Source organism: Mesorhizobium sp. M0106, from assembly GCF_040322715.1.
In the GTDB taxonomy this organism is placed as follows: Bacteria; Pseudomonadota; Alphaproteobacteria; order Rhizobiales; family Rhizobiaceae; genus Mesorhizobium.
Genome location: NZ_JAMYUA010000005.1, coordinates 59,466 through 85,364, shown reverse-complemented (window position 1 = coordinate 85,364; position 25,899 = coordinate 59,466). Strand labels below are relative to the sequence as shown.

Sequence of the window (25,899 nt, the reverse complement as noted above, 5' to 3'; positions counted from 1 at the left end):
TCTCCGGACTGCGCCGAGATATGGAGCCCGATCGTGCCTTGCGGTGTTGTGTTTGCGGTCCAATGCTCCTAGGCAAAGGCCAAGCACAATGAAAGGAAACGATATGGCACGAGCACCGAACTACGGTCAGGAACGCAAGGAACGCGACCGGCAGAAGGCTGCCAAGAAGGCGGAAAAGCAGGCTGCCAAGGTCGCAGCCAAGGAGCGATCGAAGCCCGAGGGCGAGAGCGAGTCCCAAACCAAAACCGAAACGACCGAGTGATGACGCCCGGCCTGTCAGGCGGTCCGGGCCTCGGTCAAATCCCGCTATGCCTCAGGCGGGCGCCTTGTCGCTGACGAAGACGTTCACTTCACGAGCGGCGGCAATGAAGGCCCGTCTTGCGTTCATGGCCGGCTTGTCGCCGGCCAGCGCATCATGACAGGCTTGCAACGCTTCGCGGTGCTTGGGGCTGCGCTTGCCGGGCCAATTGTTGAGGAGGTAGTCGGAAGCCTCGCGGGCCGTACGCAAGAGCTGATTGCTTCCCGCCGCGCCCTTGACGGTCACGGGTGTGTCAAATCGGTTGTTTTCCATCGCCGCTCTTACGCCATCGGCATTTCCGAAGCGAGACCGAAAGTAGCATTCTTCGCTCATCTGCTCTTTTCGTGATCAATGGCAGCCGATCCTCACTCAAGCGACGACGGCAAATCCCCGGGCGCGCAGGCCGCGCCGGTCGTTGCGCAGCGAGGTCACCAGCCGGTCGCGGCTGCCGATGATATGGGCCGAAAGCAGGCGGGCGGCGCTATCGGCATCGCCGGCCCGCACCGCCGACAGAATGGCATGGTGTTCGGCCCAGGCACGGCCAAGCGCTGCCTCGTCGCGAACCTCGAGCCAGCGGGCGCGCGACAGGCGCGTCATCGCATCGCGAACCGCTCTGAACAGGAACTCGTTGCCTGACAGGCGTGCCAGCTCGATATGAAAATCCATGCCGACACGATGCCATTCCTCGCGCGGGGTTTGGTCGTCGCAGGAATCGAGCAGCGCCTCGATAATTTCGACGGCACCCCTGTCCTGCAAGGCACAAGTCAGCCTGACTGCCGCGACCTCGACCGCCTCGCGATAGACGGCGATCTGCTCCAGCTCGGCAAGATTGATGGGCGAGACCGTCCAGCCGCGGCCGTCGCGGCAGATCAGGCCTTCAGTCTCGAGCCGCAGCAATGCCGCCCTGACCGGCGTGCGCGATGCGCCGAAGCGGCTTTCGACCCAGCGCTCCGTCAGCCGCTCGCCGGGACCGATCTCGAGCCCGAGGATCATCTCGCGAAGCTGCTTTTCGACGTTCTGCATCTGCGACATTGGCGTTCCGTTCAGGTCATTTGTTCCGGCAATCGGGTCACTGGCCGGCGTTGGCCAATCACGCCGGCCTTTGTCGATCATGTTTGAGAGACCCGCATTGACAGCGACGGGGCTTGCGTTCATGACAGATACCGGCTTGGTATCCCAAATTGGTATCCGTAGCAAGTTTCATGCAAGCTGGCCGGACAGGACATGACATGCCGCAAGACGCCGCCCTCGCCATGCAAGGCACGCACAACGTCCACTGGCGCCGCAATCTCGCCGTGTGTTTTGCCGGCTCGTTCAGCACGCTTGTAGCGATGACGCTGCTGTTGCCCTTCCTGCCGCTTTACGTCGAGCAGCTGGGCGCCGAGGGCCATGCGGCGATCGTGCAGTGGTCGGGTATCGCCTACGGCGCCACCTTCCTTGCTGCCGCGCTGGTCGCGCCCCTGTGGGGGCGGCTAGGCGACCGCTACGGCCGCAAACTGATGCTGGTGCGAGCCAGTTTCGGCATGGCGCTGTGTATGTCGCTGACCGGCATGGTGCAGACCGTCTGGCAATTGGTGCTCTTGCGCCTGCTGATCGGCTTTGCCGGCGGCTATTCTTCGGGCTCGACCATCCTGGTTGCCATGCAGACGCCGAAGGATCGCTCCGGCTGGGCGCTGGGCGTGCTGTCGGCCGGCATCACGGCCGGTGCCCTGGTCGGTCCGCTGCTTGGCGGCGCGCTGCCGCCGCTGATTGGCATCCGCGCCACATTCCTGCTCGCCGGCGGCGTCATTTTCCTGGCTTTTCTGGCAACCACCTTGCTGATCAAGGAGGCCCCTCGCCCGGTTGCCGCCAAGGCCGCGTCGGAAGAAAAAGTGAAAGACGGCTGGTCGCAGATTCCCGACAAGCGCCCCGTCGTCACCATGCTCGCGACCGGCATGCTGTTGAGTTTCGCCACCATGTCGATCGAGCCGATCATCACCGTCTATGTCCAGCAGCTCATCGAAGATCAGAGCCAGGTCACGCTGGTCTCCGGCATCGTCATGTCCGCGGCAGCGCTCGGCGCCATCCTGTCGGCGTCGCGGCTCGGCAAGCTCGCCGACCGTATCGGCCACTGGAACGTCATCGTTGCCGCACTCGCCGTTTCGGCGCTGCTGCTGATCCCGCAGGCCTTCGTTACCCAGGGCTGGCAACTCGTCGGCCTGCGTTTCCTGATGGGCCTGGCGCTTGGCGGTCTTTTGCCCTGCATCACCAGCGTCATCCGCCACAATGTGCCCGACGGGGTCGGCGGCAACGTGCTGGGCTTGTCGATCTCGGCGCAATATGTCGGGCAGGTCGCCGGACCGTTGCTCGGCGGCTTCGCCGGCGGCCATTTCGGTATGCGCTCGGTGCTTCTCGGCACATCCATTCTGATGGCGGGCGGAGCGGCCTATAACTGGCTGGTCCAGTCGCGCCGCGAACGCGACATGCTGGCGGAAGCCGGCAAATCCTGACACGGTTCGCGGCACTATCTCAGGCGGTCGCCAGGAATCGCGGAGGCGTGGAAATGAGCACAGATGAACACGCGGCAGGCGGCCGCATTCTGGTTCTTGCCGGCGGCCTATGCGGCGCAACCGGCGTGGCGCTTTCGGCGGCGGCGGCACATCTCGGCGGCGCTTTCGTCGGTACGGCCGCATCCTTCCTGCTCTTGCATGCGCCGGTCTTCCTTACCGTCGGGCTGCTCGGTGGCAATAGCATCCTGCGAACCGGAAGCCTCATCCTCCTCGTCGGGCTTCTGCTGTTCTCGGGAGATCTTTTGGCCCGCGACTTCCTTGGCTCGCGGCTGTTCCCGATGTCGGCGCCGATCGGCGGCACGTTGCTCATCGGCGGCTGGCTGATGATGGCCGCCTCGGCGCTGGTGCGGCCGCGCCCTTGACGTGGCAGCCACGTTCGCCGGTTCTGTCAGTTTTGGCGACGTTCGGGCCGGACTTGGCCGTCGCGTTTGGCCGTCTTGACCACACGCCGCCGCTCCGGCCGTTCGGTGGCCGGCGATATGCCCCAATAATTGCGATAGATGTCTTCGAACAGACGCTGGATCGGGTGCATGGTTTAATCTCCTCTAGTTTTTTGAATCGATCCAATCAGCGGGCACAAAAATAGGCCACCGATCAGCTCCGCTTGCGTCCTACGAGGAAACGCAGGTCGCGAATCCACGGACCGGTCCTGTCTCGCCGCTTCCGGGCCTCCGCGCTCGAACGGATGCTCCAGTCGTTCCGGTAAATGTCCTCGAACAGATAATTGACGGGGTGCATGGCGCTCTCCTCTTGTATCGATCCAATCTAGGGACGAAAAAAGCTCTTGGATCGATTCAAAGAATACGCATCGCACCGCAAATGTCAAGCAAAAATTTGAATCGATCCAACGAAGGTGTTAGGTAGTCGGCGATACTGTTGGACCGGAGTCCCGGAGACAAACAAATGGCATCACTCACCGAAGGCAGGAGGCCCATCCGGCTGGCGGACATCGCCAAGGCCGCGGGCGTATCACACGGCACTGCCTCCAATGTCTTCAGCCGTCCCGAAATCGTACGCGAGGAAGTCCGCGAGCGGGTGAAGGCGGCGGCCGACGCGCTGGGCTACGCCGGCCCCGATCCAAAGGGCCGCCTGCTGCGCGCCGGCAAGGTCAATGCGATCGGCGTCGCCACAACCGAGCCGCTGTCCTATTTCTTCGACGACCCCTTTGCGCGCGTGATGATGGCCGGCATCTCGGAGGCATGCGACGCCACCGGCGCGGGAATAGCCCTCGTGTCGGCCGGCAACGAGGAAAAACTTGCCTGGAATATCCAGAGCGCCCTGGTCGACGGCTTCATCCTGTTCTGCATCGAGGGCGGTCCGCGCCTCGTCGAGCTGACGCGCGAACGCAAGCTCCCCTTCGTCGCGCTCGAGCTCGGCTCGCAGGACGACACGGTCTCGGCGATCAGTATCGACAATGCTGCCGGCGGCCGGCTCGCGGCGCGTCATCTGGCGGAACTTGGACATCGCCGCTTCGCCGTGTTGTCGCTGGCCTTCGCCGACGACAGCACTGGTCTTGTCTCGCCCGAGCAGGTCCGGACCGCGTCCTATACCGGGACCCGTGACCGCCTCCTCGGCTATTTCGAAGAGCTTTCCCGGTTTGGTGTCGACACCGCCAAAGTGCCGGTCTACGAGACCGAAAACGACAAGGCGAGCACAAGGGCTGGTCTCGAAACCATCTTCGCCTCGGCGGAACCGCCGACCGCCATCCTGGCGATGTCGGACCGGATCGCGATGGTCGCATTGGAATGGCTCAACGCACGGGGCATCGCGGTTCCCCGCGATGTTTCCGTCGTCGGCTTCGACGGCGTGCCTGAAGCCGCAATTTGCGAGCCTCCGCTCACCACCATCGCCCAGCCGATCGCCGAGATCGGCCGCCGGGCAGCGCGAAGAATCCTCGACTTCGACGGCACGGTGCGGCGAGAAACGCTCGATGTCGAACTTGTCGTCAGGGCATCTTCCGGACCGCCGCCAGGTACAGGCTGACTGGGCAGATCGGCTCCAAATCTTATCGATTGGCCGCCATCGGACCGATGCCAAAGGATGGACGGACAGGCGGCGCCTCGTTGCGGACCGGCTTGCCCTTGCCGGACCAGCCGATGGCGGACAGCCATTCCAGATAGAAGGCGAGCGCGAACTGCATGGCGATGCCGGCGGCGAGCAGCAGACTGTCATAGGCAAAGCCGCCCGGGTTGATCAGCTTCATCACCTGCGCCGCCATGGCAATCACCGTGCCGGCAATGAAAACCGGCAGCGAGCGTTTGCCCAATATGGCGAGCGGATTGTCGCGGCCGGTGCGGAACAGGTTCGAGACGAAGGGCAAGGCGACGACCAGATAGCTCATCGCCAGGATGTGCAGCAGCCGCGGCAACGACAGGAACGTCTTGTCGAAACCGGTCAGCACCACCGGCAGGTCGAGCCACGACACATGCCCCCACAGCGGGCTGTGCACCCAGACGAGCGCCGTCAGCACATAGGCGGCGGCCGCGCCGACCAGCCAGCGATTGACAGGGATGGTGCCGCCGCGCCGCACATGCAACACGCTGGCCATGCCGATATTGAACAGCAATTGCCATGACAGCGGATTGAGGAACCAGAAGCCGGGCTCCGGGTAGTTCGGCGGCGCGATCTGGTAGATTCCGGCAATCAGCCAAAGGGCTGCGGATACTGCGAGCGCCGCCAGTGGCAGGTAGCTGATGAACAGCAGGAAGACCGGCGCCATCAACAGCAGCGCCGCATAGACCGGCAGTATGTTGTTGTAACCGAGCTGATGGCCGAGCGTGACGATGCCGACCAGGACTTGTGGCGGGTTCCTGACGAGCGGCTCGATGTTGATCAGCGTCAGAAGATCCGGCCGTTTCGCAAACACCGCCGCGGCGCAGAAGATGGCCATCACCACCATCGTCGTGACGATGTGGGTGACATAGAGCACGCCGGCGCGGCGCCACATTTTCAGCGTTGCAATCAGCCGGTTTCCCGGCTGGAACTTAGTGCCGTAGGCGAGAGCGACGGACATGCCGGAGATCAGCACGAAGGCCTCGGCCGCATCTGAAAACCCGAAATTCTTGTAGGTCAGGGTTTCGAACACGGTGCCCGGCACGTGGTCGACGAATATGGTCAGGAGGGCGAGAGCCCGGAACACATCAATACGCGTATCGCGTTCCGGCGAAACTGGCATGGTCATCGATAAAAGGCCTTAAAGCTGGTTGTTCATGCCCGGCATGCGATCCCTCGGGCGACCACCCGGCGCACACTGCTTCGATCTCCCCCGCGGGGATTATATCGGCAAAGAAACGGACTGAAATGCGCCCGGTTCAATCAACTTTCGCGGAGCTTGAAAATATTCCGTTTTGAAGCCGGCAAATTAACGAAAGTAACGCGGAATCAAAAGGATGTGACTATGGCCGAGCAAAGCCTCGAAGACGGTATTTTGCAGGAGAATTCAGGCTTTTTCTACCGGCTCCATCGATCCGCCAATTTACCCGGTGACTGGCTGTTCCTGTTGCATGGATCGGGTGTCGACGAGACGACCTTGCTGCCGCTTGGCCGGCAAATCGCGCCGCATGCGGCGCTGGTTGCGGTCCGTGGCCGCATCCCTCAGGAGGACGGGTTCCGTTGGTTCACGCGAATCACCCCGACGCGATTCGAGCAGGCAAGCATCCGCGCGGAGGCAGATGCGTTTGCGGCCTTCGTCGCCGGCGTTGCGAAGCGCCACAGCCTCGATCTCCGCCACGCGACCTTTCTCGGCTATTCGAACGGCGCCAATCTGGTTTCGAGCGTCATGTTGCTGCATCCGGGCGTGATCGAGCGCGCTGCATTGCTGCGTCCGATGCCGGTGCTCGACGAGGTGCCGCCGGCCGACCTGTCGAAGGCACGGGCGCTGATCGTCGCCGGCGCCGCCGACCTGACCTACGCGCCTTTCGCCCCCGTGTTGGCCGCTGTACTGAGCTCGCATGGCGCCAAAGTCGAGGTCCACACCGTCGCCTCCGGCCATGAAATCGGCGATCCGGACGCCGAGATCGTCAAGCAGTGGCTGGCGGGGTCAGGCAACCGCTGAACGAGCGGATTGAGCGCACGCACGACGCGGACCCGACCATCGAATGTCAGTGTGCGGCGGGCTGGAATAGCTCGATCACATTGCCGGACGGGTCTTCGAGCAGGGTCTGCGAGCCGCCGACGCCGTTGATGATATCGTTGCGGAAGGCGAGCCCGGCGCCCTTCAGGCGCGCAATCTCTTGCTTCAGATCCGGCACCACCAGCAGGATGCGGTTCCACCCTCCCGGCACCGGCCGGCGGCCATCCGGCATCGCCCGTGCGCCCGAGCTCTCCGGCCCGCTCAGCAGAAGCCGCAGATCGCCGCGCGTGACCGAGCAGAAAGCCGGCCGCGCATCCCGTTCAATGGCAAAGCCCAGATGCTTCACGTAGAAATCGATGGAAGCGGCGACATCGTCGACAATATAGCGAACACTGACGGGCGTCATGACCGGGGACCTTTCAGTTTGAGTAGAACGTTTTATTAAAGGCTGCTCATCATCGGCAACGCCCCGGCAGCACTACGACGCCGCCGACACACTATGACCGTCGGTTCGCCAGGGAATCAGGGCAAGCAGACCAGCACTGCCGACCACGGCGAAGACAGCGCCGTAGATGAACACCGCCTCATGGCTTACACGATCCCAGAGCTGTCCGGCGACAACGCTTGCCGCGAGTTCCAGCAGGCCGACCGTGGTGCTGTACCAGCCGATGCCGCTGGCACGCAGCTCTTGCGGCACGAAGTCCGAGGCGAATGCCTTGCCGACTGAGCGGAAGATGCCTTGATAGAACCCGTAGAAGGCAAAAAGCAGCCCGATCAGATAGATGTTCCGGGTCAAGACGAAGCCGAGATAGGCGATCAGGAAGATGACGAAGGACGACAGTAACACGCCCTTGCGGCCGAAGCGGTCCGATAGAAAGCCGGCCGGGTAGGAAATCAGCGCCGCAACGAGATTGAAGCCTGCGTAGATAAGAATGGTTGCCTCCAAAGAGGCACCGATATCCTGTGTTTGCAGAATCAGAAATGCATTGCTCGAATTGCCGATGCCGAAGAGAGCTGTCACCAAGAGATAGGTCCAATAGGCTTTGGGAAACTGCCGCAGATTGACGTCGATCTTGGCCTTTGCGGCTACGGCCAGTGGCTGCTCGTGCACCAACACCACCATGAGGAAGGCGAGGAGACCGGGAATGAGCGCGAGATAGAAGATCCAGCGGATATCGACTTTGAGCGCGATGAGAAGCAGCACCGCGAGCAGTGGCCCCAGAAACGCTCCCAGATTGTCGCCAATGCCTTCTAGGCCGAATGCTTTGCCTCGGTGCTCGTCGGCCACGGACGAAGCAAGGAGTGCGTCGCGCGGAGCGGACCGGAAACCTGCACCGAGCCGATCCACAAACCGCGCGCCCAGGACCATCGGCCACACTGTGGCCACGCCGATCAGCGGTTTGGCGATAGAGGCCAGAAAATAGCCAATGAGGGCTATCGGTTTCCGCTTCTGAAGCCTGTCCGAGAGCCAGCCCGAAAAACCTTGGACGATGTTCTGCGTCGCCTGGGCGATTCCGTCGACCAGACCGACGACGCTCCCGCTTGCGTGCAGGGTCTGGGTTAGGAAGATCGGCAGGATCGGATAAAGCATCTCGGTCGAAATGTCGGCAAACAGGCTCGCCAGCGCCAGAAGCACCGTATTTCGGGAAATCCAGGCGAAGGTTTTCCTTGGCGCTGGCCCAGTCATTGCTTTGCCCTGTTCGGCAATCCGTTTGGCTGAAACGCAACGGCTACCATGTCGGTTGCAATGCGCCACTGCTGAGTGTCCTGCCCCCATCCCGAAGGTCCGCGCAGCAAAACCGATGCCCAAGCGGTCCTTCGATTCAGGATCATGGTCTACCCTCGCCCCATGCGGTTCCAGGCGTCCAGCCCGGCGATCTTGTAGGCTTCCGCCAGCGTCGGATAGTTGAAGGTGTTGTTGACGAAGAAGTCGACGGTGCCGCCGAGATTGATGACCGCCTGGCCAATGTGGATGAGTTCGGTCGCGCCCTCGCCGACAATATGGGCGCCGAGCAGACGGCGTGTTTCGATCGAGAACAGAAGCTTCAGGAAGCCGGTGTTGACGCCCATGATGTGGCCGCGCGATGTCTCGCGGAACCGCGCCACGCCGACCTCGTAGGCGGCACCACTCTCACGCACCTGCTCCTCGGATTGCCCGACCATGGAGATTTCCGGCACGGCGTAGATGCCGTAGGGAAAGGTTTCGGGCGGCGGCGGCAAGGGCACGCCGAAGGCATGGCAGGCGGCCACCCTGCCCTGCTCCATCGAGGTCGAGGCCAGGCTCGGAAAACCGATGACGTCGCCGGCGGCATAGATGTTGGACGCGCTGGTCTGGAAGGTCTGTGGATCGACCTTGATGCGGCCTCTGGAATCGGACTCGATGCCGACCGTTTCCAAGCCCAGGCTGCCGACATTGCCGGTACGCCCCGCAGCATAAAGCACAATCTCGGAACGTATGGTGCGACCGTCGGCCAGCGTCACCTCGGCGTAATCGGGTTTCGAGGCGATCTCCTTGACGGCGCTGCCCAAGCGGATGGTCATGCCGCGGTCGCGCATCTGATGGATGAAGTCGTCGACGATCTCGCGATCGACGAAATCCAACATCGTATTGCGCGGCTCGACCAGCGTCACCGGCACGTCGAGCGCCGAAAAGATCGTCGCATACTCGACACCGATAACACCGGCGCCGATCACCGTCAGCGTGCGCGGCAGGCGGTCGAGCTCCAGCATCTCATCGCTGTCGAAAATCCGTGTCTTGTCGAACGGCACGTCGTGCGGCCGGTGCGGCCGGGTGCCGACCGCGATCAGCGCATGGGCGAAGCCAACCTCGCTGTAGTCGCCGGTGTCGGTGGTCAGGCTGACCTTGTTGGGGCCGAGGAATTTTACCGCGGCGCGCGCACTCTTGACCGTGTTGCGCATGAACTGGTGCTGCAGCACCTCGACCTCATGGTCGAGCGTCTTGTGCAGGCGCTCGATCAGATCGCCTACCGAAATGTCCTGCTTGACGCGGTAGCCGCGTCCATAAAAGCCGCGCTCACGCCAGCCGGAGAGGTTGAGCACCGTCTCGCGCAACGTCTTCGACGGTATGGTCCCGGTATGCACCGAAACGCCGCCGAAACGCCGGCCTCTGTCGACCACCAGCACCGACTTGCCGAGCTTGGCCGACTGCACCGCAGCGCGGCGCCCGGATGGGCCGCTGCCGATGACCAGCATGTCGTAGTCCATGTCGCCCCGTCCCCTCGGCTCGGCGCGCTTTGTTGCGCCGCAGCAAACTAACGCTATCCGCGCCATGAATTCAACAAGTCAGACGGCCCCAGGCGCTCCGTCGCCATCTACACGGCGGCCAAAGGCTCGATCTTGATTCCGCCGCGAACATTCACCATTTCACCAAGAAGTGGCCCCGTGCTTAACTCGGGTTCGATTACGAGGAAATGACATGAACGCTCGCGTTCTCGATGGCGAAATCATCACCAGCAGGCTCGAAGATGTTCGCTCTTACGAGGGCGTGCGCACGCGGCGCATTCTCGCTTTCGTCATCGATTATTTCATCGTCGCGCTGCTCACCATTCCATTCGCGATCCTGGTGTTCCTGTTCGGGCTGTTGACGCTCGGCCTCGGCTGGATGCTGTTTTCCATTCTCGTGCCGGCCGTCGCCATTCTCTACATCTGGAACACGCTCGGCAGTAAAGACCAAGCCACCACCGGCATGAAGATGATGGGCATCCGGCTCGACCGACTCGACGGCAGCCGCATCGACGGGCTGACCGCCGTCGTGCATTCGGTGCTGTTTTGGGCCGGCAATGTCATCCTTTCGCCGCTGGTCCTGCTGGTGAGCCTGTTTTCCGACCGCAAGCGCACGCTGCACGACCTGCTGCTCGGCACCGTTGTCAGCCGCAGCGGCCGCTGAGCAGACTTTTGAAGCGCGGCCGCAGCCTTTGCGCACAAATGTGAAGACGTCCAATCAACCAGGCTTTCACAATCCTGTTGAATTTTTCGGCGTCCGCGCCAAAGGTAGAGCGATTCGCAGGAGTGTTTCCAAGGCTCGATGACGCAGCACCCGACCCAGTCGCCGCAGTTCTTTCTGACCGCGCCCTCGCCATGTCCCTATCTCGAGGGCCAGTTCGAGCGCAAGGTGTTCACACACCTGGTCGGCGACAAGGCCCCCGAGATGAACGATCTGTTGACGCAGGGCGGTTTCAGGCGGTCGCAGAACATCGCCTACAGGCCGGCCTGCGAGACCTGCCGCGCCTGTGTGTCGGTGCGCATCCTGGCGCAGGAATTCACCGCCAGCCGCAACATGAAACGGGTCATACAGCATAATTCGGATCTGGTCGGCGCCATGCACGACGCCGAGCCCTCCACCGAGCAGTATTCGCTGTTCCGCAGCTATCTCGACGCCCGCCACCGCCGTGGCGGCATGTCAGACATGACCGTGCTCGACTACGCCATGATGGTCGAGGATACCCACGTCGACACCAAGGTCATCGAATACCGTCGCCGCGGACCTGACAGCTTCATCACCGGCAAGGGCCAGGGCGAGCTGATCGCCGTGGCGCTTACCGACAAGATGGCCGATGGCCTGTCGATGGTCTATTCCTATTTCAACCCGGACTTCGAGGACCGTTCGCTCGGCACCTTCATGATCCTCGACCACATCGCCCGCGCCAGGGCGATGGGCCTGCCCCATGTCTACCTGGGTTACTGGGTCAACGGCTCGCGCAAGATGAATTATAAGATGCGCTTCCAGCCGCAGGAGCATCTCGGCCCGAAAGGCTGGGAACGCTACAATCACGAAGCGGTTTCGCGCTGATCTTCGCTTTCGGTATTCACTCTTAAATTGTTTCGAGGAGGATGCCGCTGGGCTTCCGGCCGATCGGCTGGAAAACCGGGCGGTCAATTTTGCGCCTCCAAGCCTACGCGAGAATTGCCGCATGTCTTCCCACAACGACCACCAGAGAGGCCTTCTGATCACCGCCATCGGCGGGCTGACGCTGACCGTCGACATTCCGCTGATCCGGCTCGCCGACGGCGAGGCGTGGACGATCCTGCTGTTGCGCACCGGCACGACCTTCGTCGCCACGCTTATCATCTGGGCCGCCTGGCGCTCGCTGAGCGCAAAGGCACCGCAGCTTGTGCCGGGCTGGTCAGGGCTCATCGTTGCCGGCCTCTACGGGCTCGGCTCGATCGCCTTCATCACCGGTGTCTACAATACCTCGACAGCCAACCTCGTTTTCATCCTGGCGTTCACAACCATGTTCGCGGCCCTTTTGTCATGGCTGTTCCTGAAGGAGAGGCCACGGCCCCTGACGCTTGCAGCGCTGGCACTGATGATCGTCGGCGTGACGATCATTGTCGGCGATTCCGTTGGAACCGGACATCTCTTCGGCGACCTGATGGCGCTATGCTCGGCTTTCATGATCGCCGCGGCCATCACCATCTCGCGCGCCAGCGGCAAGGATATGGGTTTCACGGCGCTGATCGGAGTGGTCCTGCCGCTGGCCGTCGCCACCCTGATGGTTTCCAAGGTGGGTTTTCACGTCAACGCGCCATGGTGGATCGTCTTCAACGGTGCCGTCATCATGCCGATCTCGTTCTTCTGCCTCGCCAACGGCCCGAAATACATTTCCGGGCCGGAGGTGGCGATGTTCTACCTGCTTGAAACCGTGCTGGCGCCGGTCTGGGTGTGGATGATCTTCGCCGAAACACCGTCGCGCAACAGCCTGATCGGCGGCGCGATCCTCATCATGACCTTGATCGGCCATTCGCTCTGGCAGTTGCACGAGGGGCGCAAGCGCCGCGCCACGTTCGCCGTCAGTCACCCGGCCTGATTCTTTTTCGCGGCGGCGCGTCCGGCGACAATTTCGATCTGCGGCGGTGCGTCATCGTGCTCCGCCGGTTCGGCGGCAGCGAGCTCATCGGTCAGTTCCACTTCGCGCAGCCATTCGCGCCAGATTGCGACCAGCAGGGCCATCAGCACCGGGCCGATGAACAGGCCGAGAAAGCCCATTGTCTTGACGCCGCCAATCAGGCCGAAAAAGGTTGGCAGGAAGGGCAGCTTTATCGGCCCGCCGACCAGCTTCGGGCGCAATGTCTTGTCGACGATGAAGAGTTCGACCGCGCCCCAGACGAACAGCGCCAGCCCCGCCATCGGCGAGCCGCTGGCGGCGAGATAGATCGAGACCAGCGTGAAGGACAGCGGCGCGCCGCCGGGGATCAGCGCCATGATGCCGGTCAGCGCGCCGAGCGTCACCGGCGACGGCACGCCGGCCAACCAGTAAGCGATACCCAGCACCAGCCCTTCGCCGATGGCGATAACGGTCATGCCGGTCACCGTCGAGGAGATTGTCGCAGGCACCACGCGTGAGATCCGTTCCCATCTGGCCGGCAGGATGCGTTCGCCGAGGCGATCGACCTGTCCGGCGAAATGCTCGCCGTCGCGATAGGCGAAGAACAGCGCGATCATCATGAATAGCAGCGTCAGCAAAAGGCCGAAGGCGCTGCCGCCGGCGGCAAGCACGCCGCGATAGATGCTGCCGATATTGGCGCCACTGATCAGCTGGATCAGTTCGCCGATACCGCCGGGGTGGCCAACGTTGACCGTCCATTGTTCATTGAGCCATTCGCCCACCACCGGCATGGTGGCGATCCAGTGCGGCGTCGGCGCACCGTAGCGGTTGGTCTCGATCGCCCAGTTGACCCACTCGCGCACCTCATTGATGGCGTAGGTGCCGGCAAGCGCGATCGGCACCACCAGGAAGGTCAGGATGAACAAGATCGCAAGCGTCGCAGCGATGGTGCGGTTGCCGCCGACGCCGGCGAGCAGCCGCCGATAGAGCGGCCAGCTGGCGAAGGCGATAACCAGGGCGGCAAGAACCGGAAACAGGAAGCCGTGGAAGAAATAAACGCCGGCGGCAACGATCAGCACCAGGAGCCAGCGCGCCGCCGACAGCGGCGGAATGACAGCGGCCCTGAGCGGCGTCGACAGGCCAAACAGACGCTGCTGCCGCTCCGGCTTCTGGATCCTGACTTCCTTCAAGCGGCTACCTCTCCCTGGCCCATCGTATCGCTTATGCCCTGATATAGTGCAGCAATCGTGACGACATTCCAAATGTTTGGGTGGAGCTGCTAATCTCCCCCCTTGAGGGGGAGATGGCCGGCAGGCCAGAGGGGGTCGCCGCGCGTGAGACGCCAGTCTCCTCTGTCTGCGATAAGGGTCGCGTCTGGACGTTCCGACCCCCTCTGTCGCCTTCGGCGACATCTCCCCCTCAAGGGGGGAGATTACCGCTTCACCCGAACTTGCCAGTCCTCGGGAAACCCTTCGGCACCATGCGGCCGGCCGAGGCGCGGGCGCCGATCCATTCGGCAAGCTCGTCACGCGATTTGGTGAAGGTGCGGTCTGCCGAATCCTGCCAGGACAGGCCGCTTGCGAGCGTGAAGGTCTTGAGGTCGAGGACGCCGCCATCCTTGTATTTCTGCAGGCGCACGCCCTTGCCGCGCCCCATCTCCGGGATCTCGGCCAGCGGGAATACCAGCATCTTGCGGTTCTCGCCGACAATGGCGAGATGATCGCCGGCGACGCTCACGCAGCGCTGGGCTTCGTCGGGCGCCTTGACGTTCATCACCTGCTTGCCCTTGCGGGTGTTGGCGACGACTTCTTCTTCCGGCACGATGAAACCGTTGCCGTCATGCGACACCAGCAGCAGCTTGCGCTTGGGATCATGGACGAAGGCGGTGACGATATCCTGGTCGTTGTCCATGTCGACGATGATGCGGATCGGCTCGCCATGGCCACGCCCACCCGGCAGCCGGTCGGCGCCGATCGTGTAGAACTTGCCGCCGGTGGTGAAGACCAGCACCTTGTCGGTCGTCTGGGCGTGGAAGGCGAGCTTGAGGCTGTCGCCTTCCTTGAAGGTCAGGGCCGAATGGTCGGTCAGATGACCTTTCATGGCCCTCAGCCAGCCCTTTTCCGAAACGACCACGGTGACCGGCTCGCGCTCGATCATGGCGTGGGCGATATCGGTCAGGTCATGCTCGGGTGCGTCGGCGAACTCGGTGCGGCGCTTGCCGATCTCGGTGTCGGGCCCGTATTTCTGGCGAACGTTGGCGACTTCCCACTTGATCGTCGCCCACTGCTTGGCGTCGGACGCAAGCAGTGCCTCGATCTGCTTCTTCTCGCCGGTCAGGCCATTGAATTCCTCGCGGATTTCGAATTCCTCGAGCTTGCGCAGCGCCCTCAGCCGCATGTTGAGGATGGCTTCAGCCTGGGTGTCGGTCAGTGACCAGCGCGCCATCATCACCTGCTTGGGCTCGTCCTCCTCGCGGATGATCCTGATCACCTCGTCGATGTTGAGGTAGGCGATCAAATAGCCGGCGAGGATCTCCAGCCGCCTTTCGATCTCGCCGAGGCGGTGCTTGGAGCGGCGGATCAGGACGTCGCGGCGGTGCTCCAGCCATTCCTTGAGCACACCTTTCAGCGACAGCACGTTCGGCACCTTGCCGCGCGACAACACGTTCATGTTGAGCGGAAAGCGGCTTTCGAGCTCGGTCAGCTTGAACAGCGATTCCATCATGATGCCGGGATCGACCGAGCGGCTCTTCGGCACCAGCACGACGCGGATGTCCTCGGCGCTCTCGTCGCGGATATCCTCGAGCAGCGGCAGCTTGCGCGCCATCAAGAGCTCGGCGATCTTTTCGATCAGCCTGGCCTTCTGGACGCCGTAAGGGATTTCGGTGACGACTATGTTCCAGGTGCCCCTGCCCTGGTCCTCCTGGCTCCATTTCGCCCTGACGCGAAAGCCGCCGCGACCCGTTTCGTAGGCTTCGAGGATCGAGGCTCGGCTGTCGACGATGATGCCGCCGGTCGGGAAATCCGGACCTTGCACGAAATCCATCAGCTTGGTGACGGGCGCATCCGGATGATCAATCAGGTGAAGCGCGGCGTCGCAGAGCTCGGCCGCATTGTGCGGCGGGATCGAGGTCGCCATGCCGACGGCGATGCCGGACGAGCCGTTGGCGAGCAGGTTCGGGAAGGCGCCGGGCAGCACGGCCGGCTCCTCGTCTTCCTCGTTGTAGGTCGGGCGGAAATCGACGGCGTCCTCGGTGATGCCTTCCAGCAGCAGCGTCGACACTTCGGTCATGCGCGCTTCGGTGTAGCGCATGGCGGCGGCGTTATCGCCGTCGATATTGCCGAAATTGCCCTGCCCGTCGACCAGCGGGTAGCGCATCGAAAAATCCTGCGCCAACCGCACCAACGCGTCGTAGATCGACTGGTCGCCATGCGGATGGAATTTGCCCATCACCTCGCCGACAATGCGGGCGCATTTGGCAAAGCCCTGGTCGGGGTTAAGCCGCAACAGGCGCATGGCATGCATGATGCGACGATGCACCGGCTTCAGCCCGTCGCGCACGTCTGGCAGTGCCCGGTGCATGATGGTCGACAGCGCGTAGGCGAGATAGCGCTCTTCCAGCGCCTTCTTCAGATCGACCGGCTCAATATTATCGCCGCCGCCAGTTTCAGGCGGCAAAAGCCTTTTTCCCATGGGCTGGCACTAGCCGAGCGGGTGATTCGCGGCAAGAGGCACACAGGTATGCGTGCTCCTAAAGCGCATCGCGTTCGACCGGCCCATGCGACGCTTTAGGCCCTTGTTTTGATGCATGTCGTTATCGCAAAACCGTTGCACATTTTTGCGCGACATCCATTATGCAACAGGAATTGGAAGCGTCGCGACGCCGGCCAACATCAATCGGTTACATCCTGCTTCTATCGCAAGGCTGATGGATCGGGTTTGCCTTTGGCCGCGATTTTCGACCATTGTGCCGAGGCCCGCCTTTTTCCGGTCCAGTTCGTCACCGAATGGTGACGACGCGACGATTTGAAAAGAATTTCAGGACATTCTCAGGGGAGCTCTCGATGACGATCAGACACTCGACACTTATTAACAGACACTCGACATTTATTAAGAGACTGGCTTTTTCGACCTTTTTGCTGACGCTGCCGCTGAATGCGGCGTTCGCGCAGGATACCGCGGTCGCCGACCGGCTGAAGGCTGCCCTCGCCGCCCAGGGTGTCGACCTCTCCTGGACCGGAGTAACCGGCGACACCTCCAGCATGGTTCTGCAAGGCGTAGCGGTCAAACCGGCGGCCGAAAAGGAGGCGCTCAAGATCGGCGACGTCAAGCTCGAAGGTGTGACCGAAGCCAATGGCGGCTATCAAATCGCGACCGTATCGACGTCGCCGTTCGAACACAGCGAAGATGGCGTCACGCTCAATCTCAGCCCCTTCGTCATCCACGACATGACGGTTCCGGCCGAAGGCGCAACCGGTCCGCTGGGCTCGCTGATGATGTACAAATCGGCCGAGCTCGACAACATGACAGTCAAAGTGGCTGACAAAACTGCTTTCTCGATGGACGGGCTTGCCATCGCAATCACGCCGCCGGCCGACGGCAAGGCCATGGCGTTTTCCGGCACTACGGAAAAATTCGCTGCCGACCTGACCCTGGTCGAAGATCCGAAGTCCAAGGAAGTCATCAACGCGCTCGGCTACCAGAACATATCAGGCAATCTTGAGATGGAAGGCACCTGGCAGCCTACCGACGGCAGGATGGACTTGTCGAAATACGAAATATCGGTCGACAATGCTGGCACGCTCGGCATGACCTTCGATCTCGGCGGCTACACGCTGGACGTCATCAAATCACTGCAGGAGATGCAGAAGAAGATGGCAGCGCAGCCCGAAGGCGCGGACAATTCGGCGCAAGGCATGGCCATGCTCGGGCTGCTGCAGCAGCTTTCGTTCAACAGCGCCTCGATCCGCTTCGACGACGATTCGCTGACCAAAAAGGTGCTCGATTATGCCGGCAAGCAGCAAGGCATGTCCGGCAAGGACATCGCCAACCAGGCCAAGGCGATCGTGCCCTTCGGCATGGCGCAGCTCAACAATCCGGAACTGACCGCGCAGGTTTCGGCCGCGGTCAACAAATTCCTCGACGACCCGCAAAGCATCGAGGTCTCGGCCGAGCCGCCGGCAGCGGTGCCGTTCGCGCTGATCATGGCGGGCGCCATGTCCAACCCGCTCGACCTGCCGAAAACGCTTGGCGTGACGGTTACAGCAAACGAAGACTGATCGAGACAGGCTTCAAGCAAAAAGCCCGGCAGCGATGCCGGGCTTCTTTATGAATCAACAGCACCGGTTCGGAGCGTTTTCTAATCCTCTTTCTTCGTCGCCACCACGCGCAGCGACAATTCGCGAAGCTGCTGCGGGCTGGCTTCCGACGGCGCGTTCATCAACAGGTCGTAGGCCTGCTGGTTCATCGGAAACATGGTCACTTCGCGCAGGTTCCTCGCGCCGACCAGAAGCATGACGACGCGGTCGATGCCGGCTGCCATGCCGCCATGCGGCGGCGCGCCATACTGGAAGGCGCGATAAAGGCCGCCGAAGCGCTCTTCGATGGTCGCGCGGTCCAGCCCGACGGTTTCGAAGGCCTTGACCATGGTTTCGGGCAGATGGTTGCGGATGCCGCCGGAGGCGATCTCGAAACCGTTACAGACCATGTCGTACTGGAACGCCTTGATGCCGAGCAGATCCTCGCCGTTAAGCGCATCGATGCCGCCTTGCGGCATCGAGAAAGGATTGTGCGCGAAATCGATCTTCTTCTCCTCCTCGTTCCATTCGAAGAACGGGAAGTCGACGATCCAGCACAATTCGAAGCGGTCGCGGTCGACAAGATTGAGCTCCTCGCCGGCGCGGGTGCGCGCCGCTCCCGCGAAGGAGACGAATTTCTTCGGATCGCCGGCGACGAAGAAGGCGGCATCGCCATCGGCAAGGCCGAGTTGTTGTCGGATCGCGTCGGTGCGCTCCTCGCCGATGTTCTTGGCCAGCGGCCCGGCGCCTTCAAGCTTCTCGCCCTCCTTGCGCCAGAAGATGTAGCCGAGGCCGGGCTGGCCCTCGCCTTGCGCCCATGAGTTCATGCGGTCGCAGAAGGCGCGAGACCCGCCGGTCTTGGCCGGAATGGCCCAGACCTCGGCCTTCGGATCGTTGGCAAGGATGTTGGCAAATACCTTGAAGCCAGAGTCGCGAAAATGATCCGAGACGGCCTGCATCTCGATCGGGTTGCGCAGGTCCGGCTTGTCGGTGCCGTATTTGCGCATGGCGACATCATAGGCGATGCGCGGAAACTTCTCCGTCACCGGCTTGCCGGCGGCAAAGGTCTCGAACACCCCCCGCATCACCGGCTCCATGGTGCTGAACACATCCTCCTGCTCGACGAAGCTCATCTCCACGTCGAGCTGGTAGAATTCACCCGGCAGACGGTCGGCGCGCGGGTCCTCGTCGCGGAAGCAGGGCGCAATCTGGAAGTAGCGGTCGAAGCCGGACACCATGATCAGCTGCTTATATATCTGCGGTGCCTGCGGCAGCGCATAGAAAGTGCCGGGGTGGATGCGCGACGGCACCAGAAAGTCGCGCGCCCCTTCCGGCGACGAGGCGGTCAGGATCGGCGTCGAGAATTCCGTGAAGCCGACCTCGCCCATCAGCTTGCGCATCTCGGCGATGATTTTCGTCCGCGCGACGATATTCTTGTGCAGCGTGTCGCGGCGCAGGTCGAGGAAGCGGTATTTGAGGCGGATGTCCTCTGGATAATCCGGCTCGCCGAAGACCGGCAGCGGCAATTCCTTGGCCGCCGACAGCACCTCGATCTCGCGGGCGAAAATCTCGATCTCGCCGGTCGGCAAATTAGGGTTCACGGTGTCGGCGAGGCGCGCCTTGACCTCGCCGTCGACGCGGACGACCCATTCGCCGCGCAAGGTCTCGGCAATCTTGAAGGCCGGCGAATCCGGATCGGCGACGATCTGCGTCAGGCCGTAATGGTCGCGCAAATCGATGAACAGCAGGCCGCCATGGTCGCGCACGCGATGCACCCAGCCCGACAGGCGTACGGTCGAGCCGACGTCGGCCTTCCTCAATTGGGCACAGGTATGGCTGCGGTAACGATGCATTGTCATTCTTAAAGTCCGGATGTTGGGTTGCGGCCAAGGCATGATGGCCCAGCCTGAAAATTTGCGCGAAAAGCACATGAGAGGGTGCATTTGTCAAGGCAAGCGGCAGCCGGGTCGAGTCCCACCGGCATCAATTTATGCTCGAGGCGTCAATCTGGGTTCGCTGCTCTGTGCCGGCAGTTCAACTATGCACTCATCCCTTGACCCCGCCCGCGGTGAGGCCGGAGATGATCTTGCGTTGGAAGATCAGGACAAGGATGACGAGCGGCACGGTGACGATCACCGATGCGGCCATGATGTTGCCCCACGGGATCTCGAACTGCGAGCTGCCGGAGAGCAGCGCGATCGCCACCGGCACGGTTCGCTGCTCGTTGCTGGAAGTAAACGTCAGGGCGAACAGGAACTCGTTCCAAGCACCGATGAAGGCGAGAAGCCCGGTGGTCGCCAGCGCCGGCCACATCAGCGGCAGGAAGACGCGGCTGATGATGATCCAGGGCGTGGCGCCATCGAGGATCGCCGCTTCCTCCAGCTCGATCGGCAGGTCGCGAACGAAGGCGGTGAGCACCCAGACGGTGAACGGCAAGGAGAAGATCATGTAGGACAAGATCAGCGCGAACGGCGAATTGTAGAGGCCGAAGGTGCGGATCAGCTCGAAAAGACCGGCAAGCACCGCCAATTGCGGGAACATCGAAACGGACAGGATAGTGAGGAGCAGAGCCGAGCGGCCGCGAAAGCGGATGCGCGCCAGCGCATAGGCGGCGGTGACGCCGAGGAACAGCGAAATGACGACAACGGCGCTCGAGATGAACAGCGAGTTCACGAGGTTGCGCAGGAAGGTCCCCTCGGTGAACACGGTCCTGTAGTTGCTGAAGGTAATCGTCTTCGGCCAATAGTCGATCTGGAAGAGCGCCGTCCCCGATTTCAGGCTGGTGATGATGGCGTAGTAGAACGGGAACACCGCGACGACGACGATAACGGCGACGAGGAGGTAGAAAGCCGTGCGCTTGACGATCCACATTGTCAGCAGTCCCACATGATCAATAGTCCTTGTCCAGTCTTATCCGGCCGAGCCAAAGAACGAGCATGGTCAGCAGAGCGAGGATAAGGAAGAGAAGCGTCGAGGCGGCGGAACCGGAAGCGAACTTGTCGAACTCAAACAGGCTCTCGCGGGCAAACACCGACATCGATTTGGTGTGTATGTTGTTTGGCGTAAGCACGTAGATCAGATCGAAGATGCGCAGGGCATCGAGACCGCGAAAGATCATGGCTACCATCAACGCCGGTCGGATGAGCGGCAAGGTGATCTTCCAGAAAATTCTCCACGCGCCGACGCCGTCGAGCTTGGCGACCTCGTAGATTTCTTGTGGAAGCATCTGGAGGCCGGCGAGAATGAGAAGCGCCATGAAGGGGGTCGCCTTCCAGATGTCGACAACAAGGACGGCGACCATCGCCGTGTCGGCGCTGGCCGTCCAGGCGATCTTGGTGCTGATCAGGCCGAGCTTGAGCAGGACGTCGTTGATGATGCCGAACTGGTCGTTGAGCATCCACTGCCACATTTTCGCCGAGACGATCGTCGGGATCGCCCAAGGGATGAGGATCGCGGCGCGCACGATGCCGCGGCCGCGAAACTTGGCGTTGAGCACCAGCGCGACGATCATGCCGAGCACCGTCTCGCAGGTCACCGAAATCACCGCGAAGCGCACCGTGTTCCAGACGGCGCGCCACCAGACCGGATCGGCGAGCAGCCCGTCATAGACGACGCGGCCGCTCGGCATTTGCAGGACGGAGAAATAGTTGGCGAAGCCCACCCAGCGGCGGGCTTCGAGGTCGGCGAGCGAGGCATCGGTGAAGCCGAAATAGATCGTGCGCATCAACGGCCAGCCGGCAACGGCGGCGAGGACGATGAGCATCGGAGCAAGCAGCAGCCATGCCGAGCGCACACGCTGACGCGCCAGCAGCGAGACTGAGCGCGGCGAGGTCACCAGGCGGTGCCCTTGAGCCTGGTCAAGGAGAACTCCAGATCGGCAAGGTTGTCGGCGGCTGTGCCCTCGCCGGAAATGGTGTTGTGGACGGCCGTCCAGAACTCGCTCGATGCCTCATTGTACCTTGTCTTGGCCTGGGCCGAGGGACGCGGCACCGCGTTGAGGACGACTTCCTTCCAGCGCGGAATCACCGGCTGGGCGCTGGCGATGTCGGCATCGTCATAGAGTGCCTGGATGGTCGGCAGATATGCCCCCTTCAAGGCGCGGTACTTCTGCATCTGAGGCGAGGCGATCCATTTGACCAGCTCGATCGCTGCATCCGGGTCCTTCGAATATTTGGAAACCGCGAGATTCCAGCCGCCAAGCGTTGCTGCCGGGCGCGCGCCCTCACCCGACCCCGGCGGCAGCGTGGTCACCTTGAACTTGCCTTTGATGGGGGAGCTTTCGCTGTTGCCAAGCGCGTAGGCGTAGGGCCAGTTGCGCATGAAGACGGCGTTGCCGGTCTGCCAGACTCCGCGCGACTCTTCTTCCTGGTAGGCCAGAACGCCGGGCGGCGAGATGGTTCCCACCCAGCTCCTCGCCATTTCCAGCGCCGCAGCTGCTTGCGGATTGTTGATGGAGATCGTGCCGTCCGGCTCGATAATCTGGCCGCCGCCGTTCGACTTCACCCATTCGAGTGCATCGCAGGTCAGCCCCTCATAGGCGTTGCCCTGGAAAACGAAACCCCACATGTCCTTGTTGCCGGCCGCGCGCTCCTTGTCCATGACAAGCTTGGCGGTATCGGCAAGTTCAGCCCAGCTGGCCGGGACCCTGGCGCCGTATTTGTCGAGGAGATCCTTGCGGTAGTAGAGCGCCGGAGCGTCGGTGAATATCGGCAAGGCGACGAGCTTGCCGTACACGGTCTGCGATTTGATGATCGATGGGAAATGGGCGCCAACGACATCCTTGGTCGCTTCGGTCAGGTCGATGAACTGCCTTGCAAGCTGGGGGGCCCAGATGATGTCCGTTTGATAGACGTCGACGTCGCTGCTTCCGGCGGCAAGCCAGAGCCGGTATTGGCCAAACTGGTCCGTCGCCGAGGGAGGCAGCGGAACGACGCTAACCTTGTTGCCGGTCTTCTTCTCGTATTGATCGAGGATCTCGCGAAGGATTCTCTGGCCGTTGCCGGTATCTCCGGACACCATGGCGAGGTCGACAGCCCGCGCCGGCCCGGCCGCCAGAACTGCGGCCACGGCAAATGCCGCAAATGCGGAATAAAATTTCATGATGGCGGACCTCCCTTTGGAGCTTCAGGCCGGGCAGCAGAAACGACGTCGATGCCTGACACCGTCTCCGCACACCGGCAGCTCACAAGACGCGTATTCGCCCACCAGCACTGAACTACAAAGATACGCCTTGGTTCCCAACACGGAGGGTCCGGCGCCACGCGGTAGCCCCCGGCTGGCCCCAACGCCGCCGGGAATTGCCGCTGGCATTGGCGAAGGCGATGGTTCAAGAAGGGATCAACGACAGGCTTTCCTTCATGTCTTCCATCCGCCCGCTGATCCCCCTCCTGATCGCCGCCGGCATCCTGCTCGGCGGCAACGGCCTGCAGAGCACGTTGATTGCGCTGCGTGGTGCGCAGGAAGGTTTTCCCGCTTCCTCGATCGGCCTGATGGGCACGTTCTATTTCGCCGGCTTCCTGCTCGGCTGCCTTGCCGTGACCCGCATCATGAAGTCCGTCGGCCATGTGCGCGCCTTTTCGGCACTCGCGGCGATCGCCTCGGCGGGAACGCTGCTTCTGGTGCTGGTCATCGATCCGGTGATGTGGTGCGCCGTGCGCTTTGCCGGCGGGTTCTGCTTTGCCGGCCTGTTCACCATCATGGAAGCCTGGCTGAATTCCGGCGTCACCAACACTGACCGGGCGCGGGTGCTTGCCATCTACCGGATGGTCGACATCGGCTCGGTGACGGGCGCCCAGTTCCTGATCCCGATCTTTGGCGCCGGCGGCTTTGCCATCTTCGCCATCATGTCGATGATGATCACCGTTTCGCTGGTGCCGGTTTCGCTCGGCGACCGCTCCAATCCGACGCCACCGGAAGACGTCAAGCTCGATTTGGCGCGCGTCTGGCGGATCTCGCCGCTCGGCTGCTTCGGCTGTATCGCCGTCGGCGTCACAAACAGCGCCTTCCGCACCCTGTCGCCGGTCTATGCCGAGCAGATCGGCATGTCGGTCGCCGACGTCGTCACCTTCGTCAGCGTCGGCATTTTCGGCGGCGCCATCATCCAATACCCGCTTGGCTATCTCTCCGACCGCTGGGACCGGCGCTCGGTGCTGCTGATGACGACGTGCTGTGCGATGGTGGCGGCACTGGCGCTGGCATTCGTGGCAGGCGGCAGCCCGTTTCTCAACTTCCTGCTCGTCTTCATCTTCGGCTGCTTCGCCATGCCGCTCTATTCGTTGTCAGCGGCGCATTCCAACGACCGCGCCGACAAGGGCGAGTTCGTGCTGATCAACGCTGCCTTGATGCTGTTTTATTCCTTCGGCGCCATCGGCGGGCCGTTCGCAGCCTCGACGGTGATGCAATTTTTCGGGCCGAGCGCGCTGTTCGTGTTCAGCGCCACCGTCTATGCGATCTTCGTGGCCGTCATCCTTTACCGGATGCAGGCGCGCTCCGCCGTGCCGGCGACCCATCGCAGCCGTTTTACGGCGCTGTTGCGCACCTCGACGGTTTTTGCCCGGTTGGCGAAGCGGAATGCCGATCCCGATGAACCCGCAAAGCCTGGATAGAGGTGCTTGCGCTTGACGAAAGCGCGCGCGGCTGAAATTGAAAGAGACCCTATCCCTTGCCAAAAGCGATTTGATGCACGTCATCACCACCCAGAAAGAACTCGAGACCGCTATTGCCGCTTTCGAAAAGGCGGAATTCGTCACCGTCGATACCGAATTCATTCGCGAAACGACCTTCTGGCCGATCCTGTGCCTGATCCAGATGGCAGCGCCCGGGGTGACCGCGCTGATCGATCCGCTGTCGCCCGACATCGACCTGAAACCGTTCTTCAGGCTGATGGCCAACGAGGCGATCGTCAAAGTCTTCCATGCGGCGCGCCAGGACATCGAAATCATCGTGCATCTCGGCGATCTGGTGCCGCATCCGGTGTTCGACACCCAGGTCGCGGCAATGGTCTGCGGCTTCGGCGACAGCGTCTCCTACGACCAGCTGGTGCAGCGCATCACCGGAGCGCGGCTCGACAAGTCCTCGCGCTTCACCGACTGGCGCCACCGTCCGCTGTCCGAAAAGCAGCTCGACTACGCGCTCGCCGACGTCACCCACCTGATCGAGGTCTACAAGCATCTCAGCGCCGAGCTGGTGCGGGAAAACCGCGCCCACTGGCTGAACGAGGAGATGGACGTGCTGACCTCGCGCGAGACCTACGATCCGCATCCCGAGGATGCCTGGAAGCGGCTCAAGATGCGGCTGCGCAAGCCGCAGGAACTGGCGATCGTGCAGGCGGTGGCCGCCTGGCGCGAACGCGAAGCGCGCGAGCGCGACGTGCCGCGCGGCCGGGTGCTCAAGGACGATGCGATCTACGAAGTGGCGCAGCAGGCGCCGCGCGACGCTGCGGCGCTGAGCAAGCTGCGTACCACGCCGAAGGGCTGGGAGCGCTCGTCGACGGCGACGGCACTGCTTGGCGCGGTAAACGCTGCCCTTGCCCTGCCCAGGGAAGAGATGCCGAAGCTGCCGAAGAGCTTCCAGCCGCCGGAGGGGTCGAGCGCTGCGGCGGAGTTGCTGAAGGTGCTGCTGCGGATCGTTGCCGAAAAGGAGGGCGTCGCATCCAAGGTACTCGCCTCCAGTGACGACATCGACCGCATCGCTGCCGAGGGCGAGGAAGCCGACGTGCCGGCATTGCAAGGCTGGCGGCGCGCCGTCTTCGGCGAGGCCGCGCTCAAGCTGGTGCGCGGTGAACTCGCCATCAGGTTCGACAAGCGCAAGATCGCTGTGTTCGATTTGTAGCCTTGAT

At 62.4% G+C, this 25,899-nt stretch carries 24 protein-coding genes; 11 read left to right on the top strand and 13 right to left on the bottom strand.

Annotated features, from left to right (window positions below):
* The first annotated feature begins 103 nt into the window (after positions 1–103).
* Positions 104–262 (top strand): hypothetical protein, encoded by a 159-nt coding sequence (locus tag NKJ55_RS07205; protein WP_352449291.1) that lies wholly within the window; start codon positions 104–106, stop codon positions 260–262.
* 51 nt (positions 263–313) lie between these two features.
* Here the strand turns inward: NKJ55_RS07205 and NKJ55_RS07200 are convergent, their stop codons facing one another.
* Complete coding sequence (locus NKJ55_RS07200) at positions 314–571, bottom strand: DUF982 domain-containing protein (protein WP_023674477.1); 258 nt, start codon at positions 569–571, stop codon at positions 314–316.
* Positions 572–667: 96 nt separating this feature from the next.
* Positions 668–1,330 carry a GntR family transcriptional regulator gene (locus NKJ55_RS07195; RefSeq protein ID WP_352449290.1) on the bottom strand — a complete coding sequence of 221 codons (663 nt, stop codon included), beginning with the start codon at positions 1,328–1,330 and terminating at the stop codon, positions 668–670.
* A 197-nt stretch (positions 1,331–1,527) separates the two neighbouring features.
* Here NKJ55_RS07195 and NKJ55_RS07190 point away from each other — a divergent pair, with 197 nt between their 5' ends.
* Both NKJ55_RS07190 and NKJ55_RS07185 read left to right on the top strand, forming a co-directional pair.
* Positions 1,528–2,787, top strand: a complete 1,260-nt coding sequence (locus NKJ55_RS07190) for a multidrug efflux MFS transporter (protein WP_352449289.1) — start codon at positions 1,528–1,530, stop codon at positions 2,785–2,787.
* A 53-nt stretch (positions 2,788–2,840) separates the two neighbouring features.
* On the top strand, positions 2,841–3,209 hold the full coding sequence (locus tag NKJ55_RS07185) for a DUF423 domain-containing protein (RefSeq protein ID WP_352449288.1): 369 nt from the start codon (positions 2,841–2,843) through the stop codon (positions 3,207–3,209).
* 26 nt (positions 3,210–3,235) lie between these two features.
* Here NKJ55_RS07185 and NKJ55_RS07180 read toward each other — a convergent pair whose 3' ends face one another.
* Entirely contained in the window at positions 3,236–3,379 is a 144-nt protein-coding gene (locus NKJ55_RS07180) for a hypothetical protein (protein WP_352449287.1), read from the bottom strand.
* A gap of 371 nt (positions 3,380–3,750) precedes the next feature.
* On the opposite strand from NKJ55_RS07180, the gene NKJ55_RS07175 reads away from it, so the two are divergent.
* Positions 3,751–4,830 (top strand): LacI family DNA-binding transcriptional regulator, encoded by a 1,080-nt coding sequence (locus NKJ55_RS07175; RefSeq protein WP_352449286.1) that lies wholly within the window; start codon positions 3,751–3,753, stop codon positions 4,828–4,830.
* A 22-nt stretch (positions 4,831–4,852) separates the two neighbouring features.
* Here NKJ55_RS07175 and NKJ55_RS07170 read toward each other — a convergent pair whose 3' ends face one another.
* On the bottom strand, positions 4,853–6,028 hold the full coding sequence (locus NKJ55_RS07170; protein WP_352449285.1) for an OpgC family protein: 1,176 nt from the start codon (positions 6,026–6,028) through the stop codon (positions 4,853–4,855).
* Between the two features lie 216 nt (positions 6,029–6,244).
* On the opposite strand from NKJ55_RS07170, the gene NKJ55_RS07165 reads away from it, so the two are divergent.
* Positions 6,245–6,901 carry an alpha/beta hydrolase gene (locus NKJ55_RS07165; protein WP_352449284.1) on the top strand — a complete coding sequence of 219 codons (657 nt, stop codon included), beginning with the start codon at positions 6,245–6,247 and terminating at the stop codon, positions 6,899–6,901.
* Positions 6,902–6,947: 46 nt separating this feature from the next.
* Here the strand turns inward: NKJ55_RS07165 and NKJ55_RS07160 are convergent, their stop codons facing one another.
* From NKJ55_RS07160 to sthA, 3 genes are all read right to left on the bottom strand, one after another.
* Positions 6,948–7,325: a VOC family protein gene (locus NKJ55_RS07160; protein ID WP_352449283.1), complete on the bottom strand. Its 378-nt coding sequence runs from the start codon at positions 7,323–7,325 to the stop codon at positions 6,948–6,950.
* 72 nt (positions 7,326–7,397) lie between these two features.
* Positions 7,398–8,606: an MFS transporter gene (locus NKJ55_RS07155; protein WP_023674467.1), complete on the bottom strand. Its 1,209-nt coding sequence runs from the start codon at positions 8,604–8,606 to the stop codon at positions 7,398–7,400.
* Between the two features lie 149 nt (positions 8,607–8,755).
* A complete protein-coding gene (gene sthA, locus NKJ55_RS07150; RefSeq protein WP_352449282.1) occupies positions 8,756–10,144 on the bottom strand; it encodes a Si-specific NAD(P)(+) transhydrogenase in 1,389 nt (462 codons plus the stop codon).
* A gap of 211 nt (positions 10,145–10,355) precedes the next feature.
* On the opposite strand from sthA, the gene NKJ55_RS07145 reads away from it, so the two are divergent.
* The 3 genes from NKJ55_RS07145 to NKJ55_RS07135 all read left to right on the top strand — a co-directional run bounded on the left by NKJ55_RS07145 (position 10,356) and on the right by NKJ55_RS07135 (position 12,747).
* Positions 10,356–10,826 (top strand): RDD family protein, encoded by a 471-nt coding sequence (locus NKJ55_RS07145; protein ID WP_352449281.1) that lies wholly within the window; start codon positions 10,356–10,358, stop codon positions 10,824–10,826.
* Positions 10,827–10,964: 138 nt separating this feature from the next.
* Entirely contained in the window at positions 10,965–11,729 is a 765-nt protein-coding gene (locus tag NKJ55_RS07140) for an arginyltransferase (protein WP_023717252.1), read from the top strand.
* Between the two features lie 121 nt (positions 11,730–11,850).
* On the top strand, positions 11,851–12,747 hold the full coding sequence (locus tag NKJ55_RS07135; protein ID WP_023674463.1) for a DMT family transporter: 897 nt from the start codon (positions 11,851–11,853) through the stop codon (positions 12,745–12,747).
* On the opposite strand, the gene NKJ55_RS07130 is transcribed toward NKJ55_RS07135, so the two are convergent.
* Positions 12,735–13,955, bottom strand: coding sequence for an AI-2E family transporter (locus NKJ55_RS07130; protein WP_352449280.1), 1,221 nt, complete (start codon positions 13,953–13,955; stop codon positions 12,735–12,737). The two genes, NKJ55_RS07135 and NKJ55_RS07130, sit on opposite strands and share 13 nt — an antisense overlap.
* A gap of 250 nt (positions 13,956–14,205) precedes the next feature.
* Complete coding sequence (gene parC, locus NKJ55_RS07125) at positions 14,206–16,458, bottom strand: DNA topoisomerase IV subunit A (protein WP_352449279.1); 2,253 nt, start codon at positions 16,456–16,458, stop codon at positions 14,206–14,208.
* Between the two features lie 371 nt (positions 16,459–16,829).
* Here parC and NKJ55_RS07120 point away from each other — a divergent pair, with 371 nt between their 5' ends.
* On the top strand, positions 16,830–18,044 hold the full coding sequence (locus tag NKJ55_RS07120) for an aq_1923 C-terminal domain (RefSeq protein WP_352449278.1): 1,215 nt from the start codon (positions 16,830–16,832) through the stop codon (positions 18,042–18,044).
* A gap of 80 nt (positions 18,045–18,124) precedes the next feature.
* On the opposite strand, the gene aspS is transcribed toward NKJ55_RS07120, so the two are convergent.
* The 4 genes from aspS to NKJ55_RS07100 all read right to left on the bottom strand — a co-directional run bounded on the left by aspS (position 18,125) and on the right by NKJ55_RS07100 (position 23,162).
* Positions 18,125–19,915, bottom strand: a complete 1,791-nt coding sequence (aspS, locus tag NKJ55_RS07115) for an aspartate--tRNA ligase (protein WP_352449434.1) — start codon at positions 19,913–19,915, stop codon at positions 18,125–18,127.
* 193 nt (positions 19,916–20,108) lie between these two features.
* Entirely contained in the window at positions 20,109–20,933 is an 825-nt protein-coding gene (locus NKJ55_RS07110; protein WP_352449433.1) for a carbohydrate ABC transporter permease, read from the bottom strand.
* A gap of 19 nt (positions 20,934–20,952) precedes the next feature.
* A complete protein-coding gene (locus NKJ55_RS07105; RefSeq protein ID WP_352449432.1) occupies positions 20,953–21,825 on the bottom strand; it encodes a carbohydrate ABC transporter permease in 873 nt (290 codons plus the stop codon).
* Between the two features lie 68 nt (positions 21,826–21,893).
* Positions 21,894–23,162 (bottom strand): ABC transporter substrate-binding protein, encoded by a 1,269-nt coding sequence (locus tag NKJ55_RS07100; protein WP_352449277.1) that lies wholly within the window; start codon positions 23,160–23,162, stop codon positions 21,894–21,896.
* A 257-nt stretch (positions 23,163–23,419) separates the two neighbouring features.
* Here NKJ55_RS07100 and NKJ55_RS07095 point away from each other — a divergent pair, with 257 nt between their 5' ends.
* Positions 23,420–24,667, top strand: a complete 1,248-nt coding sequence (locus NKJ55_RS07095; protein ID WP_023674455.1) for an MFS transporter — start codon at positions 23,420–23,422, stop codon at positions 24,665–24,667.
* Between the two features lie 73 nt (positions 24,668–24,740).
* Entirely contained in the window at positions 24,741–25,892 is a 1,152-nt protein-coding gene (rnd, locus tag NKJ55_RS07090; protein WP_023674454.1) for a ribonuclease D, read from the top strand.
* Positions 25,893–25,899: the final 7 nt, after the last annotated feature.

Coding starts and splice junctions, on each gene's coding strand:
- NKJ55_RS07205 (WP_352449291.1), top strand. CDS start 104: ATGGCACGAGCACCGAACTACGGTCAGGAACGCAAGGAACGCGACCGG.
- NKJ55_RS07200 (WP_023674477.1), bottom strand. CDS start 571: ATGGAAAACAACCGATTTGACACACCCGTGACCGTCAAGGGCGCGGCG.
- NKJ55_RS07195 (WP_352449290.1), bottom strand. CDS start 1,330: ATGTCGCAGATGCAGAACGTCGAAAAGCAGCTTCGCGAGATGATCCTC.
- NKJ55_RS07190 (WP_352449289.1), top strand. CDS start 1,528: ATGCCGCAAGACGCCGCCCTCGCCATGCAAGGCACGCACAACGTCCAC.
- NKJ55_RS07185 (WP_352449288.1), top strand. CDS start 2,841: ATGAGCACAGATGAACACGCGGCAGGCGGCCGCATTCTGGTTCTTGCC.
- NKJ55_RS07180 (WP_352449287.1), bottom strand. CDS start 3,379: ATGCACCCGATCCAGCGTCTGTTCGAAGACATCTATCGCAATTATTGG.
- NKJ55_RS07175 (WP_352449286.1), top strand. CDS start 3,751: ATGGCATCACTCACCGAAGGCAGGAGGCCCATCCGGCTGGCGGACATC.
- NKJ55_RS07170 (WP_352449285.1), bottom strand. CDS start 6,028: ATGACCATGCCAGTTTCGCCGGAACGCGATACGCGTATTGATGTGTTC.
- NKJ55_RS07165 (WP_352449284.1), top strand. CDS start 6,245: ATGGCCGAGCAAAGCCTCGAAGACGGTATTTTGCAGGAGAATTCAGGC.
- NKJ55_RS07160 (WP_352449283.1), bottom strand. CDS start 7,325: ATGACGCCCGTCAGTGTTCGCTATATTGTCGACGATGTCGCCGCTTCC.
- NKJ55_RS07155 (WP_023674467.1), bottom strand. CDS start 8,606: ATGACTGGGCCAGCGCCAAGGAAAACCTTCGCCTGGATTTCCCGAAAT.
- sthA (WP_352449282.1), bottom strand. CDS start 10,144: ATGGACTACGACATGCTGGTCATCGGCAGCGGCCCATCCGGGCGCCGC.
- NKJ55_RS07145 (WP_352449281.1), top strand. CDS start 10,356: ATGAACGCTCGCGTTCTCGATGGCGAAATCATCACCAGCAGGCTCGAA.
- NKJ55_RS07140 (WP_023717252.1), top strand. CDS start 10,965: ATGACGCAGCACCCGACCCAGTCGCCGCAGTTCTTTCTGACCGCGCCC.
- NKJ55_RS07135 (WP_023674463.1), top strand. CDS start 11,851: ATGTCTTCCCACAACGACCACCAGAGAGGCCTTCTGATCACCGCCATC.
- parC (WP_352449279.1), bottom strand. CDS start 16,458: ATGGGAAAAAGGCTTTTGCCGCCTGAAACTGGCGGCGGCGATAATATT.
- NKJ55_RS07120 (WP_352449278.1), top strand. CDS start 16,830: ATGACGATCAGACACTCGACACTTATTAACAGACACTCGACATTTATT.
- aspS (WP_352449434.1), bottom strand. CDS start 19,915: ATGCATCGTTACCGCAGCCATACCTGTGCCCAATTGAGGAAGGCCGAC.
- NKJ55_RS07110 (WP_352449433.1), bottom strand. CDS start 20,933: ATGTGGATCGTCAAGCGCACGGCTTTCTACCTCCTCGTCGCCGTTATC.
- NKJ55_RS07105 (WP_352449432.1), bottom strand. CDS start 21,825: ATGCTCATCGTCCTCGCCGCCGTTGCCGGCTGGCCGTTGATGCGCACG.
- NKJ55_RS07100 (WP_352449277.1), bottom strand. CDS start 23,162: ATGAAATTTTATTCCGCATTTGCGGCATTTGCCGTGGCCGCAGTTCTG.
- NKJ55_RS07095 (WP_023674455.1), top strand. CDS start 23,420: ATGTCTTCCATCCGCCCGCTGATCCCCCTCCTGATCGCCGCCGGCATC.
- rnd (WP_023674454.1), top strand. CDS start 24,741: ATGCACGTCATCACCACCCAGAAAGAACTCGAGACCGCTATTGCCGCT.